This window comes from Psychromicrobium xiongbiense, from assembly GCF_030271165.1.
Lineage (GTDB): Bacteria > Actinomycetota > Actinomycetes > Actinomycetales > Micrococcaceae > Renibacterium > Renibacterium xiongbiense.
In genome coordinates this window covers 79,996-104,768 of sequence record NZ_JASSZH010000001.1, presented here as the reverse complement: position 1 = coordinate 104,768, position 24,773 = coordinate 79,996, and the positions used below count along the sequence as shown (strand labels likewise).

At 64.3% G+C, this 24,773-nt stretch carries 24 protein-coding genes; 12 read left to right on the top strand and 12 right to left on the bottom strand.

What is annotated here, in order from left to right:
• Positions 1–14 precede the first annotated feature (14 nt).
• Genes QQM37_RS00535 through QQM37_RS00525 form a run of 3 tightly spaced genes read left to right on the top strand, consistent with a single transcriptional unit; the run spans position 15 to position 2,030 of the window.
• Positions 15–473 carry a ribose-5-phosphate isomerase gene (locus tag QQM37_RS00535; protein ID WP_285723956.1) on the top strand — a complete coding sequence of 153 codons (459 nt, stop codon included), beginning with the start codon at positions 15–17 and terminating at the stop codon, positions 471–473.
• Positions 474–475: 2 nt separating this feature from the next.
• Positions 476–1,285: a triose-phosphate isomerase family protein gene (locus QQM37_RS00530; RefSeq protein ID WP_285723954.1), complete on the top strand. Its 810-nt coding sequence runs from the start codon at positions 476–478 to the stop codon at positions 1,283–1,285.
• A 16-nt stretch (positions 1,286–1,301) separates the two neighbouring features.
• Positions 1,302–2,030, top strand: a complete 729-nt coding sequence (locus QQM37_RS00525; protein ID WP_285723952.1) for a GntR family transcriptional regulator — start codon at positions 1,302–1,304, stop codon at positions 2,028–2,030.
• 82 nt (positions 2,031–2,112) lie between these two features.
• Here QQM37_RS00525 and QQM37_RS00520 read toward each other — a convergent pair whose 3' ends face one another.
• From QQM37_RS00520 to QQM37_RS00505, 4 genes are all read right to left on the bottom strand, one after another.
• On the bottom strand, positions 2,113–3,480 hold the full coding sequence (locus QQM37_RS00520; RefSeq protein ID WP_285723951.1) for an MFS transporter: 1,368 nt from the start codon (positions 3,478–3,480) through the stop codon (positions 2,113–2,115).
• A 183-nt stretch (positions 3,481–3,663) separates the two neighbouring features.
• Entirely contained in the window at positions 3,664–4,431 is a 768-nt protein-coding gene (locus tag QQM37_RS00515; RefSeq protein WP_285723950.1) for an SDR family NAD(P)-dependent oxidoreductase, read from the bottom strand.
• A gap of 42 nt (positions 4,432–4,473) precedes the next feature.
• Complete coding sequence (locus QQM37_RS00510) at positions 4,474–5,436, bottom strand: 3-hydroxyacyl-CoA dehydrogenase family protein (protein WP_285723949.1); 963 nt, start codon at positions 5,434–5,436, stop codon at positions 4,474–4,476.
• A complete protein-coding gene (locus tag QQM37_RS00505) occupies positions 5,433–6,401 on the bottom strand; it encodes a sugar phosphate isomerase/epimerase family protein (protein WP_285723948.1) in 969 nt (322 codons plus the stop codon). Before QQM37_RS00505 ends, QQM37_RS00510 begins: the two co-directional genes overlap by 4 nt.
• A 152-nt stretch (positions 6,402–6,553) precedes the next feature.
• Here QQM37_RS00505 and QQM37_RS00500 point away from each other — a divergent pair, with 152 nt between their 5' ends.
• Both QQM37_RS00500 and QQM37_RS00495 read left to right on the top strand, forming a co-directional pair.
• On the top strand, positions 6,554–7,810 hold the full coding sequence (locus tag QQM37_RS00500; RefSeq protein WP_285723947.1) for a four-carbon acid sugar kinase family protein: 1,257 nt from the start codon (positions 6,554–6,556) through the stop codon (positions 7,808–7,810).
• Between the two features lie 116 nt (positions 7,811–7,926).
• Entirely contained in the window at positions 7,927–8,481 is a 555-nt protein-coding gene (locus QQM37_RS00495; RefSeq protein ID WP_285723946.1) for a cysteine hydrolase family protein, read from the top strand.
• 27 nt (positions 8,482–8,508) lie between these two features.
• On the opposite strand, the gene QQM37_RS00490 is transcribed toward QQM37_RS00495, so the two are convergent.
• Entirely contained in the window at positions 8,509–9,423 is a 915-nt protein-coding gene (locus tag QQM37_RS00490) for a helix-turn-helix transcriptional regulator (RefSeq protein ID WP_285723945.1), read from the bottom strand.
• A 251-nt stretch (positions 9,424–9,674) separates the two neighbouring features.
• On the opposite strand from QQM37_RS00490, the gene QQM37_RS00485 reads away from it, so the two are divergent.
• Both QQM37_RS00485 and QQM37_RS00480 read left to right on the top strand, forming a co-directional pair.
• Positions 9,675–10,532: an NAD-dependent epimerase/dehydratase family protein gene (locus QQM37_RS00485; protein ID WP_285723944.1), complete on the top strand. Its 858-nt coding sequence runs from the start codon at positions 9,675–9,677 to the stop codon at positions 10,530–10,532.
• The gene (locus QQM37_RS00480; protein ID WP_285723943.1) at positions 10,532–11,563 is read left to right on the top strand and encodes an aldo/keto reductase; all 1,032 of its coding nucleotides are present in this window, start codon (positions 10,532–10,534) and stop codon (positions 11,561–11,563) included. The genes QQM37_RS00485 and QQM37_RS00480 overlap by 1 nt, the downstream gene beginning before the upstream one ends.
• 90 nt (positions 11,564–11,653) lie before the next feature.
• Here QQM37_RS00480 and QQM37_RS00475 read toward each other — a convergent pair whose 3' ends face one another.
• Together QQM37_RS00475 and QQM37_RS00470 are read right to left on the bottom strand one after the other, a co-directional pair.
• Positions 11,654–13,165 (bottom strand): FAD-dependent monooxygenase, encoded by a 1,512-nt coding sequence (locus QQM37_RS00475; protein ID WP_285723942.1) that lies wholly within the window; start codon positions 13,163–13,165, stop codon positions 11,654–11,656.
• A gap of 15 nt (positions 13,166–13,180) precedes the next feature.
• The gene (locus tag QQM37_RS00470; protein ID WP_285723941.1) at positions 13,181–13,624 is read right to left on the bottom strand and encodes a VOC family protein; all 444 of its coding nucleotides are present in this window, start codon (positions 13,622–13,624) and stop codon (positions 13,181–13,183) included.
• Positions 13,625–13,776: 152 nt separating this feature from the next.
• Between QQM37_RS00470 and QQM37_RS00465 the strand changes: the two genes are divergently transcribed.
• Both QQM37_RS00465 and QQM37_RS00460 read left to right on the top strand, forming a co-directional pair.
• A complete protein-coding gene (locus tag QQM37_RS00465; protein WP_285723940.1) occupies positions 13,777–14,337 on the top strand; it encodes an MFS transporter in 561 nt (186 codons plus the stop codon).
• Positions 14,338–14,394: 57 nt separating this feature from the next.
• Positions 14,395–16,104 (top strand): ABC-ATPase domain-containing protein, encoded by a 1,710-nt coding sequence (locus QQM37_RS00460; RefSeq protein ID WP_285723939.1) that lies wholly within the window; start codon positions 14,395–14,397, stop codon positions 16,102–16,104.
• Here QQM37_RS00460 and QQM37_RS00455 read toward each other — a convergent pair.
• Both QQM37_RS00455 and QQM37_RS00450 read right to left on the bottom strand, forming a co-directional pair.
• On the bottom strand, positions 16,101–16,553 hold the full coding sequence (locus tag QQM37_RS00455) for a hypothetical protein (RefSeq protein ID WP_285723938.1): 453 nt from the start codon (positions 16,551–16,553) through the stop codon (positions 16,101–16,103). The genes QQM37_RS00460 and QQM37_RS00455 overlap by 4 nt on opposite strands.
• Before the next feature lie 90 nt (positions 16,554–16,643).
• Positions 16,644–17,651 (bottom strand): YeiH family protein, encoded by a 1,008-nt coding sequence (locus tag QQM37_RS00450; protein ID WP_285724017.1) that lies wholly within the window; start codon positions 17,649–17,651, stop codon positions 16,644–16,646.
• A gap of 156 nt (positions 17,652–17,807) precedes the next feature.
• Here QQM37_RS00450 and QQM37_RS00445 point away from each other — a divergent pair, with 156 nt between their 5' ends.
• Positions 17,808–18,701 carry a methyltransferase family protein gene (locus QQM37_RS00445; protein WP_285723937.1) on the top strand — a complete coding sequence of 298 codons (894 nt, stop codon included), beginning with the start codon at positions 17,808–17,810 and terminating at the stop codon, positions 18,699–18,701.
• 41 nt (positions 18,702–18,742) lie between these two features.
• On the opposite strand, the gene QQM37_RS00440 is transcribed toward QQM37_RS00445, so the two are convergent.
• Both QQM37_RS00440 and QQM37_RS00435 read right to left on the bottom strand, forming a co-directional pair.
• Positions 18,743–19,162 carry a hypothetical protein gene (locus QQM37_RS00440; protein WP_285723936.1) on the bottom strand — a complete coding sequence of 140 codons (420 nt, stop codon included), beginning with the start codon at positions 19,160–19,162 and terminating at the stop codon, positions 18,743–18,745.
• Positions 19,163–19,340: 178 nt separating this feature from the next.
• Positions 19,341–19,772: a DUF1801 domain-containing protein gene (locus QQM37_RS00435; RefSeq protein ID WP_285723935.1), complete on the bottom strand. Its 432-nt coding sequence runs from the start codon at positions 19,770–19,772 to the stop codon at positions 19,341–19,343.
• A gap of 160 nt (positions 19,773–19,932) precedes the next feature.
• Between QQM37_RS00435 and QQM37_RS00430 the strand changes: the two genes are divergently transcribed.
• Complete coding sequence (locus QQM37_RS00430) at positions 19,933–20,769, top strand: FAD binding domain-containing protein (RefSeq protein ID WP_285723933.1); 837 nt, start codon at positions 19,933–19,935, stop codon at positions 20,767–20,769.
• A complete protein-coding gene (locus tag QQM37_RS00425) occupies positions 20,766–23,525 on the top strand; it encodes a molybdopterin-dependent oxidoreductase (RefSeq protein WP_285723931.1) in 2,760 nt (919 codons plus the stop codon). Before QQM37_RS00430 ends, QQM37_RS00425 begins: the two co-directional genes overlap by 4 nt.
• Here QQM37_RS00425 and QQM37_RS00420 read toward each other — a convergent pair.
• Positions 23,519–24,649, bottom strand: a complete 1,131-nt coding sequence (locus QQM37_RS00420) for an XdhC family protein (protein ID WP_285723929.1) — start codon at positions 24,647–24,649, stop codon at positions 23,519–23,521. The two genes, QQM37_RS00425 and QQM37_RS00420, sit on opposite strands and share 7 nt — an antisense overlap.
• Positions 24,650–24,773 lie beyond the last annotated feature (124 nt).

The window sequence follows — 24,773 nt, the reverse complement described above, 5'->3', positions numbered from 1 at the left end:
AGAAGGAGCACACCATGAGCGGATTACGCCTTGTCGTCGGATCGGATGACGCAGGTTTTGACTATAAGGAACGTTTCAAGGCTGATCTTGAAGCCAATGCGTTGGTCGCTTCGGTGACCGACGTCGGCGTGAACGCCGATGGCGGCGCGAACTACCCCACGATCGCCGTAGCGGCTGCCGAGATGGTGGCGCGCGGCGAGGCGGACCGCGCCGTCCTGGTCTGCGGCACCGGCCTGGGTGTGGCCATTGCCGCCAATAAGGTCAAAGGCATCCGCGCAGTGACCGCCCATGACAGCTTTTCGGTGGAGCGCTCCATCCTCTCCAATAATGCTCAGGTGCTCTGCCTGGGCCAGCGCGTGATCGGCATCGAGCTGGGCCGCCGGCTGGTGGCCGAATGGCTGACCTACACCTTCGATCCCTCCAGCGCTTCTGCAGACAAGGTGCAGGAGATCTGCGGGTACGAAGGCGACTGAACGTGGGTACCGTTCCTGAACGGACACTGTGGGTGGGCGTGAGTCTGAAGATGTACTTCAGCCACGCCCGCGCTGCGTCCTGGTGTGCACAGATAGCGGAGATCGCCCGGACCCACCCGGCAACGGCCGGCCCGGATGCTCCGGTGAAACTTTTCGTCATTCCCAGCTTCCCCTCCATCCCCGCCGCCCTGGCTGTGGCGGGTGATGCCGTGCTGGTCGGTGGCCAGGATCTGGCCACCGAGGACGTCGGCGCCTATACCGGAGAGGTGAGTGGCGCCGAACTGGCCGAGCTGGGCTGCCGTGTTGTGGAGGTCGGTCATGCCGAACGGCGCCGCCTCTTCGGGGAGACCGAGGACGTCGTGGCAGCCAAGACCCTCGCCGCGTTGCGCAACCGGCTGGCCCCGGTGCTGTGCATTGGCGAGGCGGACGTCGCCGATCCGGAGGCTGCTGCTGCCGAGTGCATCCGGCAGATCGACTCGGCGCTCTCGCTGGCTCGGGAATCCGGCATCGGCGGTCAGATCATTGTGGCCTACGAGCCGCACTGGGCGATCGGCGCCGCGATTCCCGCCTCCGATGAACACATCCGGCGGGTGTGTATGCTGATTCGAGCGCATCTGGACGCATCTTCCGATCTCTCCCAAGCCGCCATCATCTACGGAGGCAGCGCGGGGCCGGGACTGCTGACCAGCATTGGCGACAGCGTTGACGGAGTCTTCCTCGGTCGATTTGCTCATGACGCCAGCGCGGTGCGTTCGGTGCTCGATGAAGCATTGGCGCTTCCTGCAGCAGGAAGTCCCCGTGCTGCGTTCTGAGTGGTGGGAGGTAGGAATGTCTGAACCCGTGTCTCCTTTGAGTGGATCCGGTGCAGTGGAGCGGAGAGGCCTGCGGGATCGGGTCTACGACCTGGTCCTGGACATGCTGATGAGCTCCAAAGTCGAGGCCGGTGCCCGGCTGCCGATTGACGCCATCGCCCGCGATCTTGATGTCTCCCCCACCCCGGTCCGGGAGGCGCTGGTCCAGCTGGAGCGCACCGGCCTGGTGATCCGCGAGCCGCTCAAGGGCTATCGCGTCGCGCCGCCGATCATGGATGGACAGCTGGAAGCCCTCTATGACACCCGCCTGGTGCTCGAAGGCGGTGCCGCGGAACTTGCGGCCAAGGACAGCGCCGCCCTGGTGCCCGTATTGGAACGCGCGCTGGAAGCTCAGCGCAAAGCTGCTCAGGCCATCGACCAGGCCAGGGCTCAGGGGCAGCTTTCGGTCAGCCTTCTGCGCGACTACTACGCGACGGACTGGAACTTCCACCATGTTATTTTTGAGGGCACCGGGAATCCCTTTCTGCTAGACATGTCCGAGGCCATTTCCAGCCGCGTGCACCGGATGAGGCAGAGCGTGGAGCGCGGTATCAACGATACTGATGATGCGATGGACGAGCACAGCAAGATTCTGGAGGCCTTCCGCACCGGCGATGGCGCCCTGGCTGCTGCCGCCATGCGTGAGCACATCGAGAAAGTGCGGCAGCGTTCCCGTGCGGATGCCGCTCCCCCGGTGACAACCTGAGGACTTAGCGAACGAAAACGGGAAGAGCACCTGCAATTGCAGGTGCTCTTCCCGTTTTCGTTCGCGGAATCGAGGCCAGGCCTCAGTGCAGCGGCGTTGTCTCCAGCAGGGCGTCGGCCTTGGACTGGAACCGCTTGGTGAAGGCCACCATGACCGCCGCCAGGAAGGCAAACACACCCAGCGAGACCACACCCCAGACTCCAGTGGACGTCGGGATGGAGTCATTGATGGCGGTACGCATCAGTGGCGCCACGAATCCGCCCAGGTTACCGAGGGAGTTGATCAGGCCGATGCCTGCCGCAGCGGCCGTGCCAGTGAGGAACGCCGTGGGGAAGGACCAGGTGATCGGTCCGACGCTGAGGAAGGCGGAGACGGCCACCGTGATGAAGACGATGCCCAGGAAGGGCAGGCCAGCCGAACCGGCCCAGGCAGAGGCGAGGATGCCACCGCCGGTCAACAGGTAGCACCAGGTGCCCCAGTTGCGGCGACGCTTCAGGGTGACGGCATATTTGCCGATGAGGTAGCAGGCAAAAAGCCCGACAAACCACGGAATGGCTGCCAGCAGACCCACCTGCCAGCCCACCTTCATCCCGACCAGCGAGGAGACCTGCTGAGGGAGGTAGAAGGTGGTCCCGTATACGGCGATCTGGAGGCAGAAGTAGATGACGGTGAAGTACCACACCTTCCAGCTGAGCATGGCGCGGCCGATGCCGTTAGGCCCGTCCTGGGTCCGCACCACATCCTCGCGCTCCATGACGTCCAGCAGGGCGGCCTTCTCGTCATCGTCGAGGAATTTTGCCTGCTGCGGGCTGTTGGTGAGCCAGACGAGCGAGGCGATACCGGCCAGGATCGCGAAGACGCCTTCGACGAAGAACATCACCTGCCAGCCGTGCCACGGCGTGATCGATTCACCGAAGCTGACCAGGCCACCGCTGAGCGGGGCACCCAGCATCTGGGAAAAGGGCTGCGCGAGGTAGAAGATCGCAAACATCTGTACCCGGACCTTGTTCGGGAACCAGGCTGCCAGGAACATGATCACCCCCGGGAACAGACCAGCTTCGGTCACACCCAGAAGGAACCGGAGGATGATGAACATCGTCTCGTTCGAGGTGAAGGCGAAAGCCGCGGCGACGATGCCCCAGGTGACGGCGATCCGGGCCAGCCAGAAACGCGCGCCGAACTTTTTGAGCAACAGGTTGCTGGGGATTTCGAACAGGGCATATCCGATGAAGAAGATGCCGGCTCCCAGGGCGAAAGCCCCGTTGGAGACACCGGCGTCCACGTGCAGGCCGGCTTCGGCGAAGCCGACGTTCGTCCGGTCAAGGAAGGCCACAAAGTACAGGATGACCAACATGGGCATCAGGTGGCGGGCCGCCTTGGAAATAGCTGATTTCAGTGCGGGGCTCTGCACGTTATCAGCGGTGGTTGCAGAGCTGGATGGGCTGGACAAATTTCACTCCTCGTTGAGTGGCGGTTCTTTGCGGGTGGGGGTGGTGATTCGCGGGGTGGGCAGATCGAGGGCTCAGCCGAGCAGCCGCGGGAGGATCATCCAGACGCCGATTCCGACGAGAGCGATGCCCACGGCCAGGAACAGCAGACGGCTCTTCGACCAGGTGCCAGACATGGCCACGGCCTAGTGCATGTAGAGGCCACCGTCAACGTTCAGGGTCTGCCCCGTCACGAATCCGGCGTCCTCACTGATCAGGTAGGCGATGGCCGCCGCAATGTCACGCGGGGTGCCGATCCGCGGCAGAACGCCATCGGCTGCCATCTTTTCCTTGCGCTCCTCGGTCAGCGTTCCGCCCATGATGTCGGTATCGATCGGACCGGGAGAGATGGCGTTGACCGTCACGCCCAGCGGGCCGAGCTCGCGGGCCACGCTGCGGGTGAAGCCGATGACGCCTGCCTTCGCAGCGGAGTAGACGGTTTTGCTGAACGTGCCGCCACCGCGCTGAGCGGACACCGAGGACAGGCTGACCACACGACCCACGCCGTTTTTGACCATGGACTCGACGGCACGTCGGGTGGCGTAGTGGACGCCGTTCATGTTGATGTTCATGACACGATCCCACTCCTCCGCCGTCACCTCGAGGTAGGGCACCGGCGAAGAGACGCCGGCAAGGTTGACGACGGCGACCAACTGGGGAAGCTGAGCCTCCAACTCGTCGAAGGCGTCCCGGACCTGAGCCTCATTGGCGACGTTGGCGCCGGCACCGGCCGCCTGAACACCGTGTTCAGCGGCGATTTCGGCAGCCACGGCCTGGGCAGCGGCGCCATCGAGGTCGATGATGCCGATGTTCCAGCCGTGCTCGGCCAGATAGTGGGCGGAAGCGCGTCCGATGCCGCGCGGGGAGGCGGCGCCCGTCAGGATGACGGTGCGGGAAGCGGGGAATTCAGTCATGGTGATCCTCCTTGATCAGTTCTCGTTGAGTAGTTCTGTGGTTCAGTTCGCGGGGTGGATGGGCGCGGGACCCAGCTCGTCAACGAGCTTCTTCATCGCCACATAGGCCTTATTGCGGTACGCGACCAGTTCCGGAGTGCGATCTGCCGGAACATCGAGATACCCGGCACCGGATTTGGTGCCGAACTTGCCTTCATCGACCAGCTTCTGCAATGAGGCCGGGGTGGAGAACCGCTCCGGCCAGCGAGTCTGCAGGGATTCGTAGCAGAAGGCGTAGACGTCCAGTCCCGCCATATCGCCGATGGCGAAGGGGCCGAAGAAGGGCAGGCGGAACCCGAACGTAGTCCGCACAATGGTGTCCAGACCCTCCGCGGTGACGATGCCTTCCTCGACAATCTGGGCTGCCTCGTGGAAGAGCGCATACTGCAGGCGGTTGAGCACGAAGCCGGTGGAGTCCTTGACCCGGGCCGTTTCCTTGCCGGTGGCCGCGACGATCTCCTCGACGAAAGGCAGGATCTCTGAATTCGTGCCCTCATGAGGGATGATCTCCACGCCGGGAATGAACGGTGCCGGATTGGAGAAATGGACGCCCAGGAAGCGTTCCGGGTTCGTCACCGCCCCGGCCATGGAGCCGATCAGGATGGTGGACGTGTTCGATCCGATAATCGCATCGGGCCGGGCTGCTGCACTGATCCGCGCCAGGGTGGCGTGTTTGATCTCCAACTTCTCCGGAACGGCTTCCTCGATGAAGTCGGCGCCTTCCACCGCGGCCTCAATGGACGCGGCTGGCGAAAGATTGGCTTCGATCCGCTCCACGGCATCGGCGGGGAACAGCCCGTCCGCCACGAACTGCCGGGCCTCGGTGACCAGTCGCTCGTAGTTGCTCTGCGCGATCTCTGCGGAGATATCGGCAATCCGGACGGTGGCGCCGGCGAGGGCGAGCACCTGAGCGATGCCTCCTCCCATGTAGCCCGAGCCGACGACGGCGATAGTGAGATCTTTCACAGCTGTCCTTCTTTCTTCGCTGAGTTGCCCGTCTTTGGGAGCAAGGTGCGGATGTACTTCTGATTGGTGGCGCACATGCCGAGGCTGTCTCCCCCGTAGTGCTCGGTCATGATGATGCCCTGGTATCCCAGCGAGATGGCGTCGCGGAAGACCTGCCGGTAGTTGATCAGGCCAGCTTCCATAGTGGAGGGCACGGAGGTGGCCCAGCTGCCGTCTGCTGCTTCGTCACGGGTGTAGTTCTTCACATGCCAGTAGTTGGCGTACGGCAGGGTTTTGGCGAACATCTCACGCCAGTCCTCAATGGGCCGGTGCAGGCGGATCAGATTGGCGATGTCCGGGTTGAGACCCACGTTGTCCAGCCCCACCTCTTCGACAAACCGCACAGCGCTGTCCGCGGTACCCAGGTAGGTGTCCTCATACATCTCCAGCGAGACCGGTAGCCCGACGGAGGCGGCATGTTCACCGAGTTCCCGGATGCTGCGCACGGCGAGATTCCAGCGCTCCGGGTCATCCGGATCCTTGGGGCCCTCAGCGGTCCAGAACCAGAGTGCTTTGCGCTGTGCCTCGCTGAAGGGCTGGTGCAGACCGGTGGAGAAAACCTCCATCCCCCACTCCGCGGCCGCATCGATGGTGCGGTGCGCATAAGCGAGGTTCTTTGCCTCATGACCGGGCATGATGACGCTCTGGCGCTGCAGGTGCACGGAGGGAATGCGGATTCCGTGCGCGGCTGCGATCGCCAGGAATTCATCGCGGCGGCTCGGCTCCAGATCAGCGGGGCGCACATGGCTGTCCGCCAGCTCGACAAGGTTGAAATCCAGATCTTCGACCTGGGCGAAGACGTCATCCCAGACTTCCGGAGCGGCATCGTGCAGAGCGACTCCGTGGCGGTCGACCGCGGGGATACCGTGAAGGCAGGCGGCAATCGGCCAGGTTTCAGCCGTGTAGGGGGGGTTTTCGATCGGCATAATGCTCCATTGCAGTGTGAGGTTCGACGTGGTGCGCCTGGACACCTACAATAGATCCTATAGGAAATATTAAAACTGTAAAGCGCTGCCTTCCTCCCCCGGAATGCCCGGGAAGGTGACAGCGTCCACGTTGCGATCAAGGAGGCTCCCTCGTGAAATCCCCGAAAACCGTCATTCTGGATGACGACCCGACCGGCACTCAGTCCGCCACCGGCGCCATCGTGCTGCTGAGCTGGGATGTCCCGTCACTTCTCGAGACACTGCAAACGCATCCTTCGGTCTACCTTCAGACCAACTCGCGGGCCATCAGCGAGGCCGAGGCCATAGCGCTGTGCACCCGGATCAAAAGTGAGCTCGCCGAAGTCGGCGCCCTCCTGGGCGAGGAGATCCTGGTGGTGCTTCGCGGAGATTCCACCTTGCGGGGACACGTTTTTGCCGAGAGTGACGTCTTTGCCCAGGGAGCGGCGCCCATCCTGTTCGTCCCGGCCTTCCCTCACGGTGGCCGCACCACCCTGGATTCCGTCCACCGCCTGGCGATCGATGGCGTACCCACGCCTGTCGGCCAGACCGAATACGCTCAGGATCCGGTCTTCGGTTTCCGGAGTTCACATCTGGTGGACTACGTCCGGGAAAAGGGTGATCGTTCAGCCATCCCGGTGTCTCTGGCCGAGCTGCGCACCAGCGGTGGCTCCGCCGTCACCGAGGCCTTGCTCCGGGCAGGCGTGGGTGAGTGCGTGGTGCCGGATGTCGAGACCGATGACGATGTGGAACTGATCCACCGGGGGCTCATGGACGCTCTTCAGCAACGCCGCGTTGTGGTTCGCTGTGCTGCTCCCCTGGCCGCCATGTGTGCGGACAGTTACAGCGCCGGGCTGCTCACCCTGCCGCTGACCACGCCCGCCGGCCGGACCCTCATTGTCTGCGGTTCACATACCGGCGGAGCCACCGCACAGCTGGCTGCGCTCGAGGCTCGCGGGATCCGCATCGTCACTCTGTCCACCCAGGCAGCGTTCGCGGACCCGCAGGCCTCCGCTGCCGACCTGGTGAGTGAGGCAACGGCCGCCCTTGAATCAGAGGGCATCGTGGCGATCTGCTCACAACGCGAACGCCGGGCTGAGGACAACACCCTGCGCCACGGTGAACTGGTCATGGAAGCGCTGATGGCGGCAACGGCCGTTCTGGCCCGCTCCGCATCCGTGGTGATTTCCAAGGGCGGCATCACCTCAGCCGAGGTTGCCTGTACCGCTCTGGGCGCCAGTTCCGCCGTGGTGCGGGGCCAGGTGCTGGACGGAGTCTCTGTCTGGGATCTGGCCAGTGCGCCCGGCGCAGCCACCGTACAGGTGGTCGTTCCTGGCAATGTGGGCAGCCCAGAGACGATCGCCCGGGTACTCGACTCGCTGCCAAGGTAGTTTCTCACCGCTCGTCGACAGGGCCTGGGGTGATTCTGTCGGAGGTCAGATCTAGGCTTGAAAAGCATCACCGATTGGGCCGTTCACCTTCCACCTCACGCTCCGGGAGACCACTGATGACCACTCTGCAGCATCGTCCGAATTCCGCACTTCTCGTCATTGACGTTCAGAACGGCGTCGTGGATGGGGCCTATCGGCGTGAGGAGGTGGTTTCACATATCAGCACTCTGGTGGAGAAGGCGCGGGCAGAGGACGTCCCGGTCATCTGGGTCCAGCACTCGGATGAACAGCTTGCCCCCGGAAGTCCGGACTGGGAGTACGTCCCCGAGCTCCTTCGTCTGAGCACCGAGCCGCTGGTGGCCAAGAATTTCGGCGATTCCTTTGAAGCTACCTCCTTGGAAGAAGTGCTGGCCGAGGCAGGCGTCGGCCATGTGGTCGTAGCGGGCGCCGAGACCGATGCCTGCATCCGCTCCACGATCCATGGTGCGTTCGCCCGAGGCTACGATGTCACGCTGGTCGGCGACGCGCATACCGCCGGGGACAAATCGGACTGGGGTGCACCTCCGGTACCGGACGTCATTGCCCACACGAATCTGTACTGGCAGTTTCAGTCCGCACCCGGACGCACCGCCCGGGTGCTCGAAACGAAGGACGTCAGGTTCTCCGACTGAGAGCTGGCGGAATCTTCCAAGAAGTTGTTAAGCGGAGGTTTTTCCCGTGGGTGTCTGCGGCGTGCTCGTCGGGACGATATCCCCGGCTGCACCGGCCGGAGCACTCGCAGGGGCGGCACCATAGCTGCCCAGCAGGCTCAGGCAATCCGCTGACGGGGAGCCCGGCTTGGCCGAATAAATGCGGAGCACCTGATCCGGGTCATCGGGTGAGGTGAGATCCTCAAAGTTCAGATCCAGATCGCCCACGATCGGATGATGAAAGTGAATCAACCCCGAGGCGCGTGCGGCCACGTGGTGTCCCGCCCACCACTGACGGAACTGCTCGCTGTCCACGGCAAGCTCACCCACCAGCTGATTGGCCTGTGAATCGCTGGGGTGCCGACCGATATCGGTCCGAAGCGCCCCGACGGTATCTGCGGCGACGCTTTCCCAATCACGAAAAAGCATCCGGGCTGCGGGGTCCAGAACCACCCATCGGGTGAGATTGCGTTCCGCTGCGGGCATCGCCGCGAAATCTGCCAACAAGAGGAAGGCCAGGCTGTTACCGGCCAGAACATCCGTACGACGACCCAGGATGAGCGCAGGAGCCTCTCCCAACGCCGCAAGAAGCTGACGCAGAGCAGGACGGACGGTCTGCAGTGGGGCGGCATCCGGGGACTTCGCACAATTCTCCAGCAGATCATTCATATGAGCCTGCTCGCTGGAATCCAGTCGCAGGGCACGAGCCACCGAAGCCAGTACCGATCTGGAGGGGTGAATATTGCGCCCCTGCTCCAGCCGCGTGTAGTAGTCCGTGCTGACATCCGCCAGCCGCGCCACCTCCTCACGCCGGAGCCCTGGGACCCGCCTGGCGGTAGGCGCCGCAGCCAGCCCTGCATCCTCCGGTGCCAACCGGGATCGCATAGCTCTCAGGAACCGTCCAAATTCAGCGCTCTGACCCATGCCTTCCATTCTGGCACCGCAGACCTCTCCCCTCCATAGCACTGGACTCTCGAAAGGGGGTCTGCGAATCCTAGGACTATTGACCGAACGGCTCGGTGGCCAGGCCTTCCTAGGATTCGCAGGGCCACGCGCCGTCGCCATTGCGAGATCTAGGGTGGAGTTATCGCGGTTCCCAGAGCACTCGGCTCCGGATTCGCCGGAAAATGACGGTACCGCGGGCCTGACCACCTCTACCTCACGAAGGAGTAAAAATGAGAATTGCAGTGACCGGCGGCAACGGAAAACTGGGTAGACATGTGGTCCGCCGGTTGACCGAAGACGGGCACCAGGTGCTCACACTGGACCGCACCGGTGAGCGCGGGCCGGGCTTCGTCGCCATCGACCTGCAAAACTACGGCCAGGTGCTGGATCTGTTTCTGGGGCTGGAAGAACGGCACACCGGCTTTGATGCGGTGGTGCACCTCGCAGCCATTCCGGCACCCGGCATCGCCCCCGATGCCGCGACCTTTGAGAACAACATGCTCTCCACCTACAACGTCTTTCAGGCGGCACGGCGGGCGGGCATCACGAAGATCGTCTATGCCTCCTCCGAGACGGTGCTGGGACTGCCCTTCGATGTGCCGCCGCCCTATATTCCGGTGGATGAGGAGTACCCGGCCCGGCCGGAAAGCACCTACTCCCTGGTGAAACACCTGGAGGAGCAGATGGCGAAGGAACTGACCCGCTGGGACCCGGAGCTGAGCATCGTGGGCCTGCGATTCTCCAACGTCATGGATCCTGCCGACTATGCGCGGTTCCCCGCTTTCGATGCGGATGCGACCCTGCGCAAATGGAACCTCTGGGGCTACATCGACGGTCGCGACGGAGCGCAGGCAGTGGCCCGCGCGCTGGAGAACGGCACTCCCGGCTTCGAAGCCTTCATCATCGCGAACGCTGACACCGTGATGAGCCGCTCCAGCGCCAGCCTCGCGGCAGAGATCTTCCCCGAAGTTCCCATCGCCAAAGAACTCGGAGAGCACGAAACGCTGCTTTCCATCGACAAAGCCAGACGTCTTCTGGGTTTTGAACCCGAATTCAGCTGGCGTACCGAAACCACTCAAGGAGCATGATGCACTACCGCACACTGGGACACAGCGGCACCGTGGTATCCGACTATGCACTGGGAACCATGACCTTCGGGGCAGAGGCCTCGGAGGAAGCCTCACACGCCATCCTGGATCGTTATGTTGCCGCAGGCGGCAATTTCATCGATACCGCCGATGTCTACAGCGCCGGGGTCTCGGAGGAGATCATCGGCCGCTGGTTAAGTCAGCGACCCGAAGCCCGGGACACCGTGGTGATCGCCACCAAGGGCCGTTTCCCGATGGGAACGGCCCCTAATGACCTCGGCACCTCACGTCGGCATCTGACCCGCGCTCTGGACGATTCGCTCCGCCGACTGGGCGTGGAGCAGATCGATCTGTATCAGATGCATGCCTGGGACCCGATCACCCCGCTGGAGGAAACTCTCCACTTCCTGGAGGACGCCGTCGTCCGCGGCAAAATCAATTACTACGGTTTCTCCAACTTCCTGGGCTGGCAACTCACCAAGGCTGTCCACGTCGCGAAAGCTCACGGCTGGCACCCACCGGTGACCCTGCAGCCGCAGTACAGCCTGCTGGTCCGGGAGATCGAGTCAGAGATCGTTCCCGCAGCGCTCGATGCCGGCATCGGACTTCTGCCCTGGTCCCCCCTGGGCGGTGGCTGGCTTTCCGGTAAATACAAGCGCGATCAGGCGCCCGTAGGCGCCACCAGACTGGGCGAGAACCCGACCCGCGGTATGGAGGCCTGGCAGGCCCGTAACGACAACCCGCAGACCTGGGAGGTCATCGACACGGTGGAGGCCATCGCAGGACGCCACGAGGTGAGTCCTTCTCAGGTGGCATTGGCCTGGCTGGTGGATCGCCCAGCCGTCACCTCAGTCATTCTGGGTGCGCGCACCGTGGAGCAGCTGAACGACAACCTGGCTGCCGCAGAGCTCGTCCTCTCTCCTGAGGAAACCGAGCAGTTGACCCAGGCGAGCCAGCCCCGGCTCGGCATCTACCCCTATGGACCCCGGGCTCAGGAGCAGCGCAGCCGCAAGATGGAGGGTGGCCGCTAAGCCAGCCTGACCGGATGCCCAGAACGAGGATGCGCAGGGGACCGTCAGCTGGCGGTCCCCTGCGCATCCGGAGGCAGCCGGCACCGTCCCTCAAGTGGCCCAGCGGGACCACTCGGCGGTGGAATCCTGCACGGGCTGGCGGGCGGCGACGAAGCCATCACGACGGATCAGATAGGCCTTGCCGGCCTGCAAACGAGGGTTGCGGATCGTGGGAAAACACTGCACCTCCAGCCCGGATTCGCGAGCCAGCCTCGGTGAAAGGTCCGGCGGACAGGGGCCGTACAGATGGATCTGCCAGCTCAGGGCCGACAGAACGTCATAGTTGTCACCGTTCCAGGGCAGTCGTCGCCCGACCACCTGGTCACGTCGGCCATGCGCGGCGCGGCGCTCCTCATCGCTCATCCAGTAGTGGATGCGCGTCTGCGAGAGATACTCAACGATGCGTGCGGCCCGCGCGATCCGTGCTGCCACCGCCGCCGCCAGTGGCAGCACGTGGGGCAGGACCCTTCCGCGCAGCAGTCGGGCCAGCCAGGAGCCGGAGGTCACGGTGCTGAACAGCCGATCGGTCGAGGCGACCAGGCGCAACGCCACCGGACGCCGTTCGGCATCGTAGCGGTCCAGGCTGATCTCCGGTGCGTTCCCGACCAGGACGTCGGCCAGCTTGCAGGCCAGATTGTGCGCGTCCTGAAGGCCGGTGTTCATCCCCTGCGCACCCACCGGCGAGTGCACATGGGCTGCATCGCCGGCTAGAAAAACCGCACCGGCGCGGAAATGTCGGGCCACGCGATGATGAACCCGATAGGTGGAAAACCAGGAGGACTCCCGGTATCCGACCCCGAATTCCCGGTGCAGGGTCTGCTGAGCCTCCGGCTCAGACACCGACTCCGGCTCCGCTCCCCCGGTATGAACCACACCGATCACCCGATGCCGCCCAGCGCTGCCGAGCGGGAAGCTGAGCAGAAAGTCGGTCTCACTGAACCGCAGATTGACCGCCTGCTCCACCAGCCCGTGGACGCCCCGAGCATCCGCCACATAAAAAGTGCTCCTGTTGGTCACCCCGTCAAAGGGAATTCCGCATAACTCCCGCACAGCGGACGAGCCACCATCCGCCCCGACGAGGTACCGGGCCTCGATGAGTTGCTCGCCGCCATCGGCCGCCAGAACGCTCACCCGCACTCCATCGCGGCCCAGCAATTCGATCGAGGCCAGCCGGGTGTTCCAGCGAACGTCTGCACCGGCAGCGTCCAATGACTCTTTGAGAATCTGCTCGTTTTTGCTCTGTTCCAAGATGTGAAGACCTGGGTAGGGGCTCAGCCCGGAGCTGAGCGGCTGAAATTTCAGTGCCCTGAAGGTCCTGGCGCCGAATCCCGGAACGATGGCCGGGGCCGGGATGACCTGCTGCAGCACGGTGGAGGCCAGTCCCAGCTGGGCATAGATTTCCAGGCTGCGTGCCTGCAGAACGAGTGCCCTGGATTCGCGGGTGGGGCCAGATTTTGAGTCGAAGAGAACAAAGGCTACGCCCAGCCTCTGCAGGCAGTTGGCCAGCATCAGCCCGGTAGGTCCGGCACCCACGATGACGATGCTGGTGGAATGCTGCGGCATCAGGTATCGCCTCCCTCAGGTGGTGGTCTCTCTCAAGTCCTGGGCAAACATCACCAGGATGCCGCTCGGCCCGCGCAGGTAGGTGAGTTTGTATACGCCCTCGTAGTTCGCCACGCCGCGAAGTGGGTAACAACCGTGCCGTGCAGCAATCGCCAGGGATTCGTCGATGTCGTCGACGGCGAAGGCCACGCGGTGCATGCCGATCTCATGGGGAAGCGTGGGATTGGTCTCAATCGCCTCGGGGTGGAGGTATTCGAAGAACTCAAGGCGCCCCTGTCCATCCGGCGTCTGAAGCACCGCGATCCTGGCATGATTGCCATCGAGTCCAACAGCAGTATCCGCCCATTCGCCGCTCACCGTATCGCGGCCGAGGACCGTCAGGCCGAGGTCGGTGAAAAACGCGATCGCGGCCTCGATATCACGAACGGCAATACCGACGTTTTCCAGTCTGATGCCCATGCCCCGGATGCTATCAAACTCAGGTCACGAGGGGTCCCGGACCAGCCAGCACAATCCTCACAGCAGTAGTTGTCGAATAGTTGCGATTTTTGTGCGCCCTGCTCCCGGTCAGGGAAGAAATCCCGCGCAGCAGGGCTGAGAAAGGTGAACCGGTGAAGCGGCTTCTGGTCCCCTCCTCCGCGCTGTTCTGGGGTCTTCAGTTCACCTTTCTGAACCCGGTGCTCGCCCTCCTGCTGATGGTCGCCACGGTACTGCCGCTGGCGGTGGTTGCCCTGGTGGTGGTCGCCCTGGTGGCGGTCTTCAATGTGCTCACGAGCCTGGCGATGATGGCTCAACGGCGGTCTGCACCCCAGACTGCGGCGAAAAAGGGCAGCGCTGAGGACGATCACACACCGGTACCGAAGAGCGCGGTGGCTCTCGTCGTTACCGGGTTCATCGCCCTGCAGGTACTCAACGCATGGTTTTTCGGTGTGGTCGCCGGGATGGGACCGACGCTGTTCCAGCAGATCATCCCGCGCCCGGGTCTGGCCTCCGGCCTGTTCACGAACACCCGGCGCCTCGGTGCGATCATTTCGGGGCCGGTGATCGGCCTGGGATCGGCATCGGCCGCGGGCTATCAGGGCATTTTCCCCTTCTGTTGTGCGGGGCTCGCTGTCCTGGCACTGCTCACCATTGAACTGGCGCGTCGGGCATCAGGTCGCAGAGCGTCCTGACACTCCGGTGCGCCACCGATGACACATTGCCCCGGTGGATGTGCAATTGTTGGACACATGCGTGATTTTTCAACTCTCGACCAGACTCTGAACGCCATCGATGGGCGAGGCTACTCCTCCTATAAGCAACTTCTGGGTCGCTACAACCTGGCGCCCGGCATCGAACTGGCCATCGACCGCGTTCAGGTTGACCCGTACGCACCACCGTCGCTGATGCGCATCATCGTCAACGCAGAGACCGCTGGCTTCCCTGCGGATTTGCTGGAGACCCGCGTTCAGCGCATTGCGGTCAGCGATTTTCTGACCCGCCGCTTTGCCCAGGCAATTCATCAGGTGATGCCTGCGGCATCGGGTCACCACCCCATCAGCATCGGTCACACCGGGCAGCAGGTTCTGGAGCGGACGAACGTGCTGGTGTCCACGGAGCGGGTAGAGGCGCGAATCGCCGTCAGCCTTCCGGCCAGTGGCCGTCGAATCCGAGGACGCGAGGCTGCGCGGCTGCTCACCGAGGTGCTTCCCCGGATCGCCAGCCAGTCCCTGCTGTACACCAGCCTGGATCGCGCCGCTCTGCGTGAACAGGTGGATCTGCTGGTGGATCAGGAGTCGTTGCGCGGGCAGTTGAAAGGCGCCGGATTGGTCTCCTTTGTGGGCGATGGCGCCATCCTGCCGCGCCGTTCGGGCGATTCGGACCGGCCGCTGGAGGAGGGTGCGGTGCCGTTTCAGAGCCCGGAATCGCTGAAGGTCAGTTTTGAGGTTCCCAGCGGACGCCAGGTCACCGGGATGGGCATCCCGGAGGGGATCACCGTGATCGTGGGCGGCGGCTACCACGGCAAATCGACCCTCCTGCGGGCCATTGAACGCGGCGTCTACCCCCACCTCGGCTCGGATGGCCGCGAATGGGTGATCACCAGGCCGGACGCCGTCACCATCCGTGCGGAGGATGGCCGCTCGGTGACCGGGGTGGACATTGCGCCCTTTATCAACAATCTGCCCTCCGGCTCTGACACGCGGGCGTTCTCCACCACCAATGCGAGCGGTTCCACCTCGCAGGCCTCCAACCTCTCCGAGGCGCTGGAAGCCGGGACCTCCGCGCTGCTCATCGATGAGGACACCTCTGCGACCAACTTCATGATTCGCGATCACCGGATGCGGGAGCTCATTCCGGCAGACCGCGAACCCATCACGCCCTTTGTGGATCGCGTTCGCCCCCTGCTGACCGAAAAGGGCGTCTCCACCGTATTGGTGGCCGGTGGCTCCGGAGCGTTCTTCGACGTCGCCGATCACGTCATTGCGATGGATTCCTATGTGCCCCGCGATGTCACGGAGCAGGCGCGCAGCATCGCGGCAGGCGAAACCGGCCCCGATGCTGCTGACGCCGCCACCGCGCACGTTTTCAACACACCAACACCCCGGGTTCCCGCCCGGCAATCGCTGCACCCGGCGCAGAAAACCAAACCGGCTAAAGCGCGCAGCGCGAAGGTTGTACAGTACGGTCGGGAGGACATCAGCCTCGAGGCGCTGCCTCAGCTGGTTGACTCCGCACAGACCACCGCGATTGCGCGCGCCCTGGATCGTCTGGCCGAACTCTGCGATAACCAGCGGAGCGTCTCCGAGCTGGTCGGCCAGATCACGGAGCGCATCGATCGCGACGGCCTGGACGCGCTGTCCACCCATGGCGGACACCCGGGCTTCATGACCCGGCCACGCCCCCAGGAGATCGCCGCGGCCCTGAACCGGTACCGCCGGCTGGAGCTGGTGAAGCGCTAGACGACCAGGTCCAGCCGATGTTCAGTGCCGTTGACCGTGAAGCTGTCTCCGGCATGCAGTCCGTTGATCACGGCGAACACCGGGGAATCCACGGCAATGCCTTCATAGCTCTCCCCCTCGCAGTCGAAGGATTCCGCCACGACGCCCACCACGTACCGGCTGCCGTCGAAAGCGACGATGGCGCCCGGGCGGACGGTGTCCGTCAGGCTGACATCCAGCGCATCGATGGTGGCGATCACAGCCTTCTGCCGGTCCTCGATGCCCTCGTAGATGCCCACGAAGTCACCCGCGTCATCCGACTGGGAGAGGTCATCCACCGAGAAGGAGTCGGTCTGATCCAGCTCAGCAGCCGAATGTTCCCGGGAAACCTCCACCCCGAGCGAGGCCAGGTCACGTTCCGCCTGAGCCTTCAGAGCGTCTTTGACCTGCTGCTTTGCCGTGTTGTCCATGGTGATGACTCCCTTGGTATTCATTGTTCTGCCGGGCTCTGCCGGGTGAATTGTCCTACAAGACAACTTTGCCACACAACGTCGAGGCGATCAGCCTAACTCCACAGCACCCCAGGAGAGCCCGGCAATCAGCGTCCAGGACAACAGTGCCACCACCAAGGAACGCCATCCGGTGAACAGGATTCGACTCAGCTGCACCGCGGTCCCCAGGCCGAAGAGCGCCATGGCCAGCAAAGCGGTCTGTACGGTGTCTGCCGCGTCAAGCAGCCCCGACGGAATCGGCACCCCGGTGCGCAGCAGCACCGCCGCAAGGAAGCCGGCGACGAAGAGCGGAACGATCGGCGGGTGCTTCTGCCCCGCTGCCGGAGCGCTGGCTTTCCGGCGCATCAGCAGGGACGTGATAGCCACCATGGGTGCAAGCATCAGCACACGGGTGAGTTTGACCACGATGGCGACCCCCAGCGCGGCAGTGCCAGCGAGCTGGGCGGTGGCGACGACCTGGCCGACATCGTGCACACTGGCACCGACCCAGTGTCCGAATTGCAGGGCCGTGAAGCCCAGTGGATGCCAGAACAGCGGCAGAATCGCAATCGCCAAGGTGCCGCAGAGGGTGACCAACGCGACCGGCGTTGCGGTCTCCTCGTCCTTGGACCTGACGACGTGACTCATGGCGCCAATGGCGGAGGCCCCGCAGATCGAGAAGCCGGTGGCGATCAGCAGCGGTTCATGGCCCGGGAGCCGGAACAGTTTGCCCAGCCAGAGCGTCACTCCAAAGGTGATCACGAGGACGCCGACCACGGTGACAATGGACGTCCAGCCCAGATGCGCAATGTCGATGAGACTCAGCTTGAGCCCCAGCAGCACGATGCCGAGGCGCATGAATTTCTTTGCGGCCAGGCCGAGCCCTGGAGCGAGCACGCCGGTCACGGCCTGATGTGCAAAGGGCAACTGAGCGAGCACGATGCCGAGCGCCACCGATGCGGTCAGCAGCGGAATCGCGGGAATCACCGTGTGAATGCCCCAGGCCAGCAGAGCGGCGAGTGCGGCGGCGAGCACCCCGGGGATCCATCGTGGAATCGCGCGCCCTCCCACGCTCATCGATTCGGGATGCGGGGACCGGATTTCTGCCAACTTCACACTTCTTAATATGCCCGCTCCGGCCCGCATTCGGTGGGGGGACACAGCTTGTCAGGGTACAAGGAGCCATTGTATCCACGACCGGATCGCCGGTTCCCAGCGGCTTAGGATGGTCAGATGTCCGGAAACCCTGGCCGCTGGTATTTTGCGGCGCAGACACTCGCGGGTGTCGCCTGGTGGCTGGGTGTTTTTCTTTCCCCCACGATTCGCCAGGCCACCCTGGGAGACCTGGATCCCGTCCTCACCGCCGCTTTCGACATCCCGCTATTCGTCATCATGTCCGCACTGACCGCGCTCGGCGTGCGGTGGTCGGCCTGGATTGTGGCGCCGTGGACCGCCCTGGTCACCCTGGGGATGATTCTCTACGCAACCGTCACCGGGCTGGCCGGCTGGGGTGCTCTGCTGATGATCGGCTCCACTGTCCTGAGCCTGGCCTCAAGTTCGCTCATACTGCTGGGCAGATTCCCCTCGGAATATCTGTTGCGCGGGCCCTTCGCCTTTCGTACCGCGCGGGCAGGCAGCGCACGAGGCCACGCCACGCATACTGGCCTGCAACTGCTGGTTTTCTGGGGACTCTTCCTTGCGGTGATCCCTTGGCTGATCACCGTTCTGGAGCACCGTTGGGATCTGCACCTTGAGGCACCACCACCCGTGCGGATCGCGGGAGCGGTGATCTTTGCAGCTGCCAGCGCGCTGGGTCTCTGGTCCGCGCTGACCATGTCCACGCTGGGCCAGGGAACCCCACTGCCCTCGGCGATGCCGCGCGAACTGGTGATCGCTGGCCCCTACCGATATGTGCGGAATCCGATGGCGGCGGCCGGCATCGCCCAGGGAGCTTCCATCGGCCTGATGATCGACTCCTGGCTGGTGGTGGCCTACGCCCTCGCCGGGTCGCTGATCTGGAACACACTCGTCCGCCCGGCCGAGGAGGTTGACCTGGAGCAGCGTTTTGGTGCTGCGTTCATCGAATACCGTCAGAGGGTGTCCTGCTGGGTGCCGAAGCTGCGGTGAGTTCCTGGATTCACGCACCTTGGAGGATGCTCGCGTGCACTTCAGGCTGAGGGGGTTTTCGCCCCGCAATAGTCAGCGATGAGCGCCATGGCGCGGTCGTCAATCATCCGGCCAACGACGACAAACGCTGGCTTTCCCGCCTCATTCCGGATGACCACGCCACTTCTGACCCGATCTACGGAGGAAATGGTGCTCCAGGGAATGCGGGAGGTGCCGCGTATCCCGTCGAGACAGATTCCCTCAGTGTCAATGCGAATCCGGGATTCTGAACCGGGGCGGACTGCCATATCAGCGAATTTTGCCGCGGTGAGGTAGACCTGAAGCAACGCCGCAACCATGCCAATGATCAGCGCCGTAAGAAATCCATACGAGAAGAAACTGAATGGATTGCCCGCACTTTCTCCCGTGGTCTCACGAAGGATCATCAGAGGCACCGAGATGGGCAGCAGAATCAGCACCAACGCCGCGAGGATTCGGGTTGGACGCGAGACCAACGAGCTGGCCAGCGCACCGCGAACAGCCGCCTTGTCCCTTGGCTCCAAGGTGATGCTGTTCTCGATAGTGTCCACTACACCAAGCCCTCTCCTGCCGCCGACAACTCTTGCCGAGAGTACAACTGATTGCATCGGCTGTCACCGCTCAACCCTTAACCGGCTCCGGGTCGTCGCCACGTGACCAGGCGATCGCGATGAGTTGCTCCAGGATCTCCTGATCGACGTCATCGAGCTTCTTCACATAAAGGCAGCCCATGCCCTCGGTGTAGCTGCCCAGCCGCGGCAACAACTCCGCACTCTCCGGCATGTCCTTGAGCCCGTACAGCGAAAGGCTTGCTTTGCGCGGGGAGAAGCCGGTTTTCGGCCAGTCGCCGCGGGTGCGCGGATTGGCCCGGGAAATATACCTGTAGCTGCCATAGCCCACCATGGTCGGCCCCCACAGCACGGGTTCCGCGCCAGTGACGCGCTGAAAAATCTCGGCGAGCCGAAGACCGTCCTCGCGCCGTCGGGCAGGTGTCGCTGCTTCCAGGAATGCCTGCACATCAGCAACTGTGGGTTTGGTCTTGATCTCCACCATGGCCCCATTCTGCCTGAGACGCGCTCCCGCGGACTAGCGCTCGCTCTGCACCACCCACTCTGCGCTACCCGCTCCCCCGCCATCACTTTGGCAACGATGACGTTACAAGCCCGTCATAAACCTCATGTTGAATGGGTCAACATTCATGAAAGGGGACGGAATGGACCTCAACCGGGTCACGACGCTCCGCCAGCCCCGCTCGCGGAGCGAACTCACGCTCTCCGAAGGCGAGGCCTTGCTGGCCGGTGGATCCTGGCTCTTCTCCGAACCTCAGCCGAAGGTCACGGGCCTGGTCGATCTGCTGGCGCTGGGCTGGCCACCGGTAGAGCCTCTCGATGAGGGGTTGCGGCTCGCAGCGACCTGCACCCTCGCAGAACTGGCTGCCCTGCCCGCTGCCATCGATTGGAAGGCCCACCCTCTCTTTAAGCAGTGCTGCTCCGCGCTGCTCGGCTCATTCAAGGTCTGGAATGTCGCTACCATGGGCGGCAATCTCTGTCTGGCGCTGCCTGCCGGCCCGATGGCAGCTCTGGTCAGCGCCCTCGATGCCACGGCCGTCATCTGGACCCCCGACGGCGGCGAGCGCGAGCTTCCCGCCGCCGAGCTGGTGACCGGAGTCGGGCGCACCGCACTCGCTCCGGGCGAGGTGCTGCGGGCCATCGACATCCCGGTTCACGCCCTGCGATCGAGGACCGCCTACCGCAAGATCTCGCTCCGTCCGGTCGGCCGATCCGCTGCACTCGTCATCGGGCGTCTAGGCGAGGACAACAGTTTCACCCTGACGGTCACGGCGGCCACCCGACGCCCGCACCACTTCACCTTTGACGGCCTGCCCGGCGAGAGCGCAGTGCTCGATGCCGTGGATGGCATCGACGACTGGTACGACGACCCTCATGGAGCACCGGACTGGCGGCGGGCTATGACCCTCCAGTTGAGTGCCGAGGTCCGGAATGAGCTGGCCCCGGACGCCACCTACCCCACCGAGAGGGCTCAGGCATGAAATTCAGCGTCAACGGCGAGCCTTTCGATTCAGAGCCTGCGCCCGGCCAGTGCCTCCGCACGCTGCTGCGCGACAGCGCGCATTTCGAGGTCAAAAAGGGATGCGATGCCGGGGACTGCGGTGCCTGCTCGGTGATCGTCGATGGCGCCCCGGTCCACTCCTGCATCTACCCCGCCTATCGGGTCGAGGGGCGGGAGGTGACCACCGTCGCCGGGCTGGGCACTCCCGAGGACCTGCATCCGGTCCAGGCGGACTTTGTGAAGGCTGCCGGCTTCCAATGCGGCTTCTGCACGGCCGGCATGATCGTCACCGCGAGCGCCCTCACAGCAGAACAGCGCGATGATCTGCCCACCAGCCTGAAAGGCAATCTGTGCCGGTGCACCGGCTACCGGGCGATCGGGGACGCCCTCTGTGGGGCGTCCAACCTGGATGCAACCGACACCCCGAAACCTTATGGCTCATCGGTCGGAGCGCCAGCTGGTTGCCGGGTGGTCACCGGTCGCGAGCCTTACACCCTCGATCTCGAGACCGAAGGACTCCTCCACCTGGCGGTGCTGGGAAGCCCGCATGCTCATGCCCGGGTGATCTCGATTGACATCGCAGAGGCTGAGCAGTTCCCCGGTGTGAGGCTCGTGCTCACGGCGGAGGACGCTCCCGACGTCCGCTACTCGACCGGCCGCCACCAGAGCCGCAACGATGACCCGGACGATACCCGGCTCATCGACACCGTAATGCGGTTCCGTGGCCAGCGGGTCGCCGCGGTAGTGGCGGAGAGCCGAGCCATCGCCGAAGAAGCCTGCTCTCGCATCCGGGTCGAGTACGCGATGCTGCCCGCAGTGTTCGACCCCGAGGAGGCCCGCCTGCCGGGAGCGCCGCTGCTCCACGAAGACCGGACGCCCGCCGATCGGGTGGATGAGGCCGGGCGCAATGTGATCGCTTCCCTCCATGACCAGGCTGGGAGCATCCAGGAGGGGCTGGCCCGGGCTGCGGCCACCGTATCCGGCACCTGGCACACCCAGCGGATCACGCACGCCGCCCTCGAAACCCATGCCACCCGCGGCTGGGTCGATGACGACGGCCGCTTTGTACTGCGCACCAGCTCCCAGGTCCCCTATCTGGTGCGCGACGAACTGTGCCACATCTTCGGCATCGACCGCGAAGCCCTCCGGGTGTTCACCGCCCGGGTCGGTGGCGGGTTCGGCGGCAAGCAGGAGCTGCTCACCGAAGATCTGGTGCTCCTCGCGGTGATGCGTACCGGCCAACCAGTGCAGTATGAATTCACCCGTGAAGACGAGTTCACCATCGCTCCCGGCCGCCATCCGATGCGCGTATCGGTGCAGCTGGGCGCCGATGCCACAGGGCGTCTCACCGCCCTCGCCGTCGATCTGCTCTCCGATACCGGCGCCTATGGCAATCACTCCCGTGGAGTCATGTTCCACAGCGTGGGTGAGTCGCTCGCGGTGTACCGGTGCCCCAATAAGCGGGTGGATGCTGAGGTGGTGTACACGAACAACCCACCCTCCGGCGCTTTCCGGGGATACGGCCTGGGCCAGGTGGTGTTCGCCATCGAGTCCGCCCTGGATGAGCTGGCCCGCAAGCTCGGGATCGACCCGTTCGAGATGCGGCGCCGCAATGTGGTTCGCCCCGGTGATCCGCTGACGGTCACCGACGCAGAGGAAGAATCTGATCTTCTCTACGGCAGCTACGGCCTGGACCAGTGCCTGGACCTGGTCGAGTCTGCTCTGCACGATCCGGAGTTCCCCGGTGCCGTCCTGCCCGGTGTGCGCCCGCAGCCCGCGCCCACCGGGGAACAGTGGCGCGAAGGCGAGGGAATGGCGCTCGCCATGATCGCGACCATGCCGCCGCGCGGACACTTTGCCGATGTCACGGTCAGCCTGCGCCCCGACGGAACCTTCCTGGTGCGCGTCGGCACCGCCGAGTTCGGTAACGGAACCACCACCGCGCATGCCCAGTTTGCGGCGTCCACTCTTGGCACGACCGTCTCCCGGATCGTCATCGAGCAATCTGACACCGATATCGTCCGGTACGACACGGGTGCCTTCGGCTCGGCCGGCACCGTCGTCGCGGGCAAGGCCGTGGTTTTCGCCGCGGAGAAACTGCGCGCCCGGATGCTGGGGGCCGCAGCCGTCATCTCCGGGGTGCATCTGGAACAGTGCGTGCTTGATCCGGCGGGCGTACGGGTCTCACCCGGCCCGCACGGCGTGGTCACCTTCAGCCAGATCGTCGAGCACGCCGCCCCGGGAGCCGGATCGCTCACGGTCAACGGCTCCCATGACGGCACGCCGCGTTCGGTGGCTTTCAATGTCCATGGCTTCCGCGTGGCGGTGAACACCAGCACCGGCGAAGTGCGGATTCTGCGCTCGGTCCAGGCCGCCGATGCCGGGACGGTGATCAACCCCGAACAGCTGCGCGGCCAGATCGAGGGTGGAACGGCGCAGGCGATCGGCACGGCGCTGTATGAGGAGTTGAGGCTCGATGGCGCCGGGACGGTAGTCACCCGGACCTTCCGGAACTATCACATCCCCCAGTTTGCCGACGTGCCACGGACCGAGGTGCTGTTCGCGGACACGGTCGATGGCATCGGCCCGATGGGAGCCAAGTCGATGAGTGAAGCGCCGTACAACCCGGTGGCTCCGGCCCTGGCGAACGCGATCCGGGATGCGATCGGAGTGCGACCGCACGAGCTGCCGATGAGTCGCGAACGGGTATGGCGGCTGGCGCGCGACCCTCAGTAATTCCGCGAGAGGTGACCGGCACGGTGAATCGGCCCGCTCGTGACCGTGAGCGGGGAACCGCTCGCCTGGGTTCGTGCCGCGATCACTTCGGCCAGGATCGAGATCGCCGTCTCCGCAGGACTGCTGGCCCCCAGGTCCAGGCCAATCGGCGAATGAAGCGCTGTGAGGTGTTCCGCCGGAACTCCGGCTTCCACCAGCAGCCGCATCCTTCGCTCGTGGGTGCGACGCGATCCCATTGCACCCACATAGGCGACCGGCAGCGAGAGCGCGAGCTGAAGCAGCGGAATATCGAACTTCTCATCGTGGGTGAGCACACACACCACGGTCCGCTCATCGACCTCGGTGGCGGCAAGATACCGGTGCGGCCACTTCACCACCACCTCATCCGCGCTCGGGAAGCGTTCCGGGGTCGTGAAAAGCGCGCGGGCATCGCAGACGGTCACCCGGTATCCGAGGAGTTTGGCGGCATCGGCGAGCGCTGCGGAGAAGTCCACGGCACCGAAGATCAGGAGCCGTGCCGGAGGGAGCGATACCTCGAAGAAGATGCCGAGCTGCGTGCTGCCGCAGTCCACGATCCACACCCCGGAGCGACCCGCACGTACCCAGGCGTCGAGCTCAGCTCGAAGTCGTGCCACCGTGAGCTCCTCCAGGCCGGCTGCCAGCAGCCGGGAATCGGTGAGATCCTCTCGAGTCGACACCAGACCAATACTGGAACCGAGGAGGTCCGCAGGCCCGGAGACGATGGTGGCAAGACCGGCCGTCCGACCGGCCCGCGCGGAGGACGCCTGTTCCTGAGGGGCTCCGGCTGCGCCAGGATCGAGGCGCTGCACAAAGACGTCCAGATCACCGCCGCAGGTGAGCCCGATCTGCATGGCCGACTCGTCACTGATGCCGAACCGCACCACGGTCGGGTGCGCACCGTCCAGGACCGCTCTGCACACTTCGACGACGGCACCTTCCACGCAGCCGCCGGAGACGCTGCCGATCACGGCACCCGACTCATCGACCATCATCGACGCCCCGACAGCCCGCGGCGCACTTCCCTCGATGCCGATCACGGTGGCGACGGCCACAGCGCGCCCTGCCCTGGCGGCATCTGCGATGTCAGCGGCCACTTCAAGCACAGTCCACCTCCCGGCTCCTTCACTGCATACGGTACGTGCCTGTGGCAAGGCTATCCGCGCAATGTCATCGGCATGTTTCCGCCGAATGCACCTGCGGACATGCTCCTGTTACAAACGAGTGATA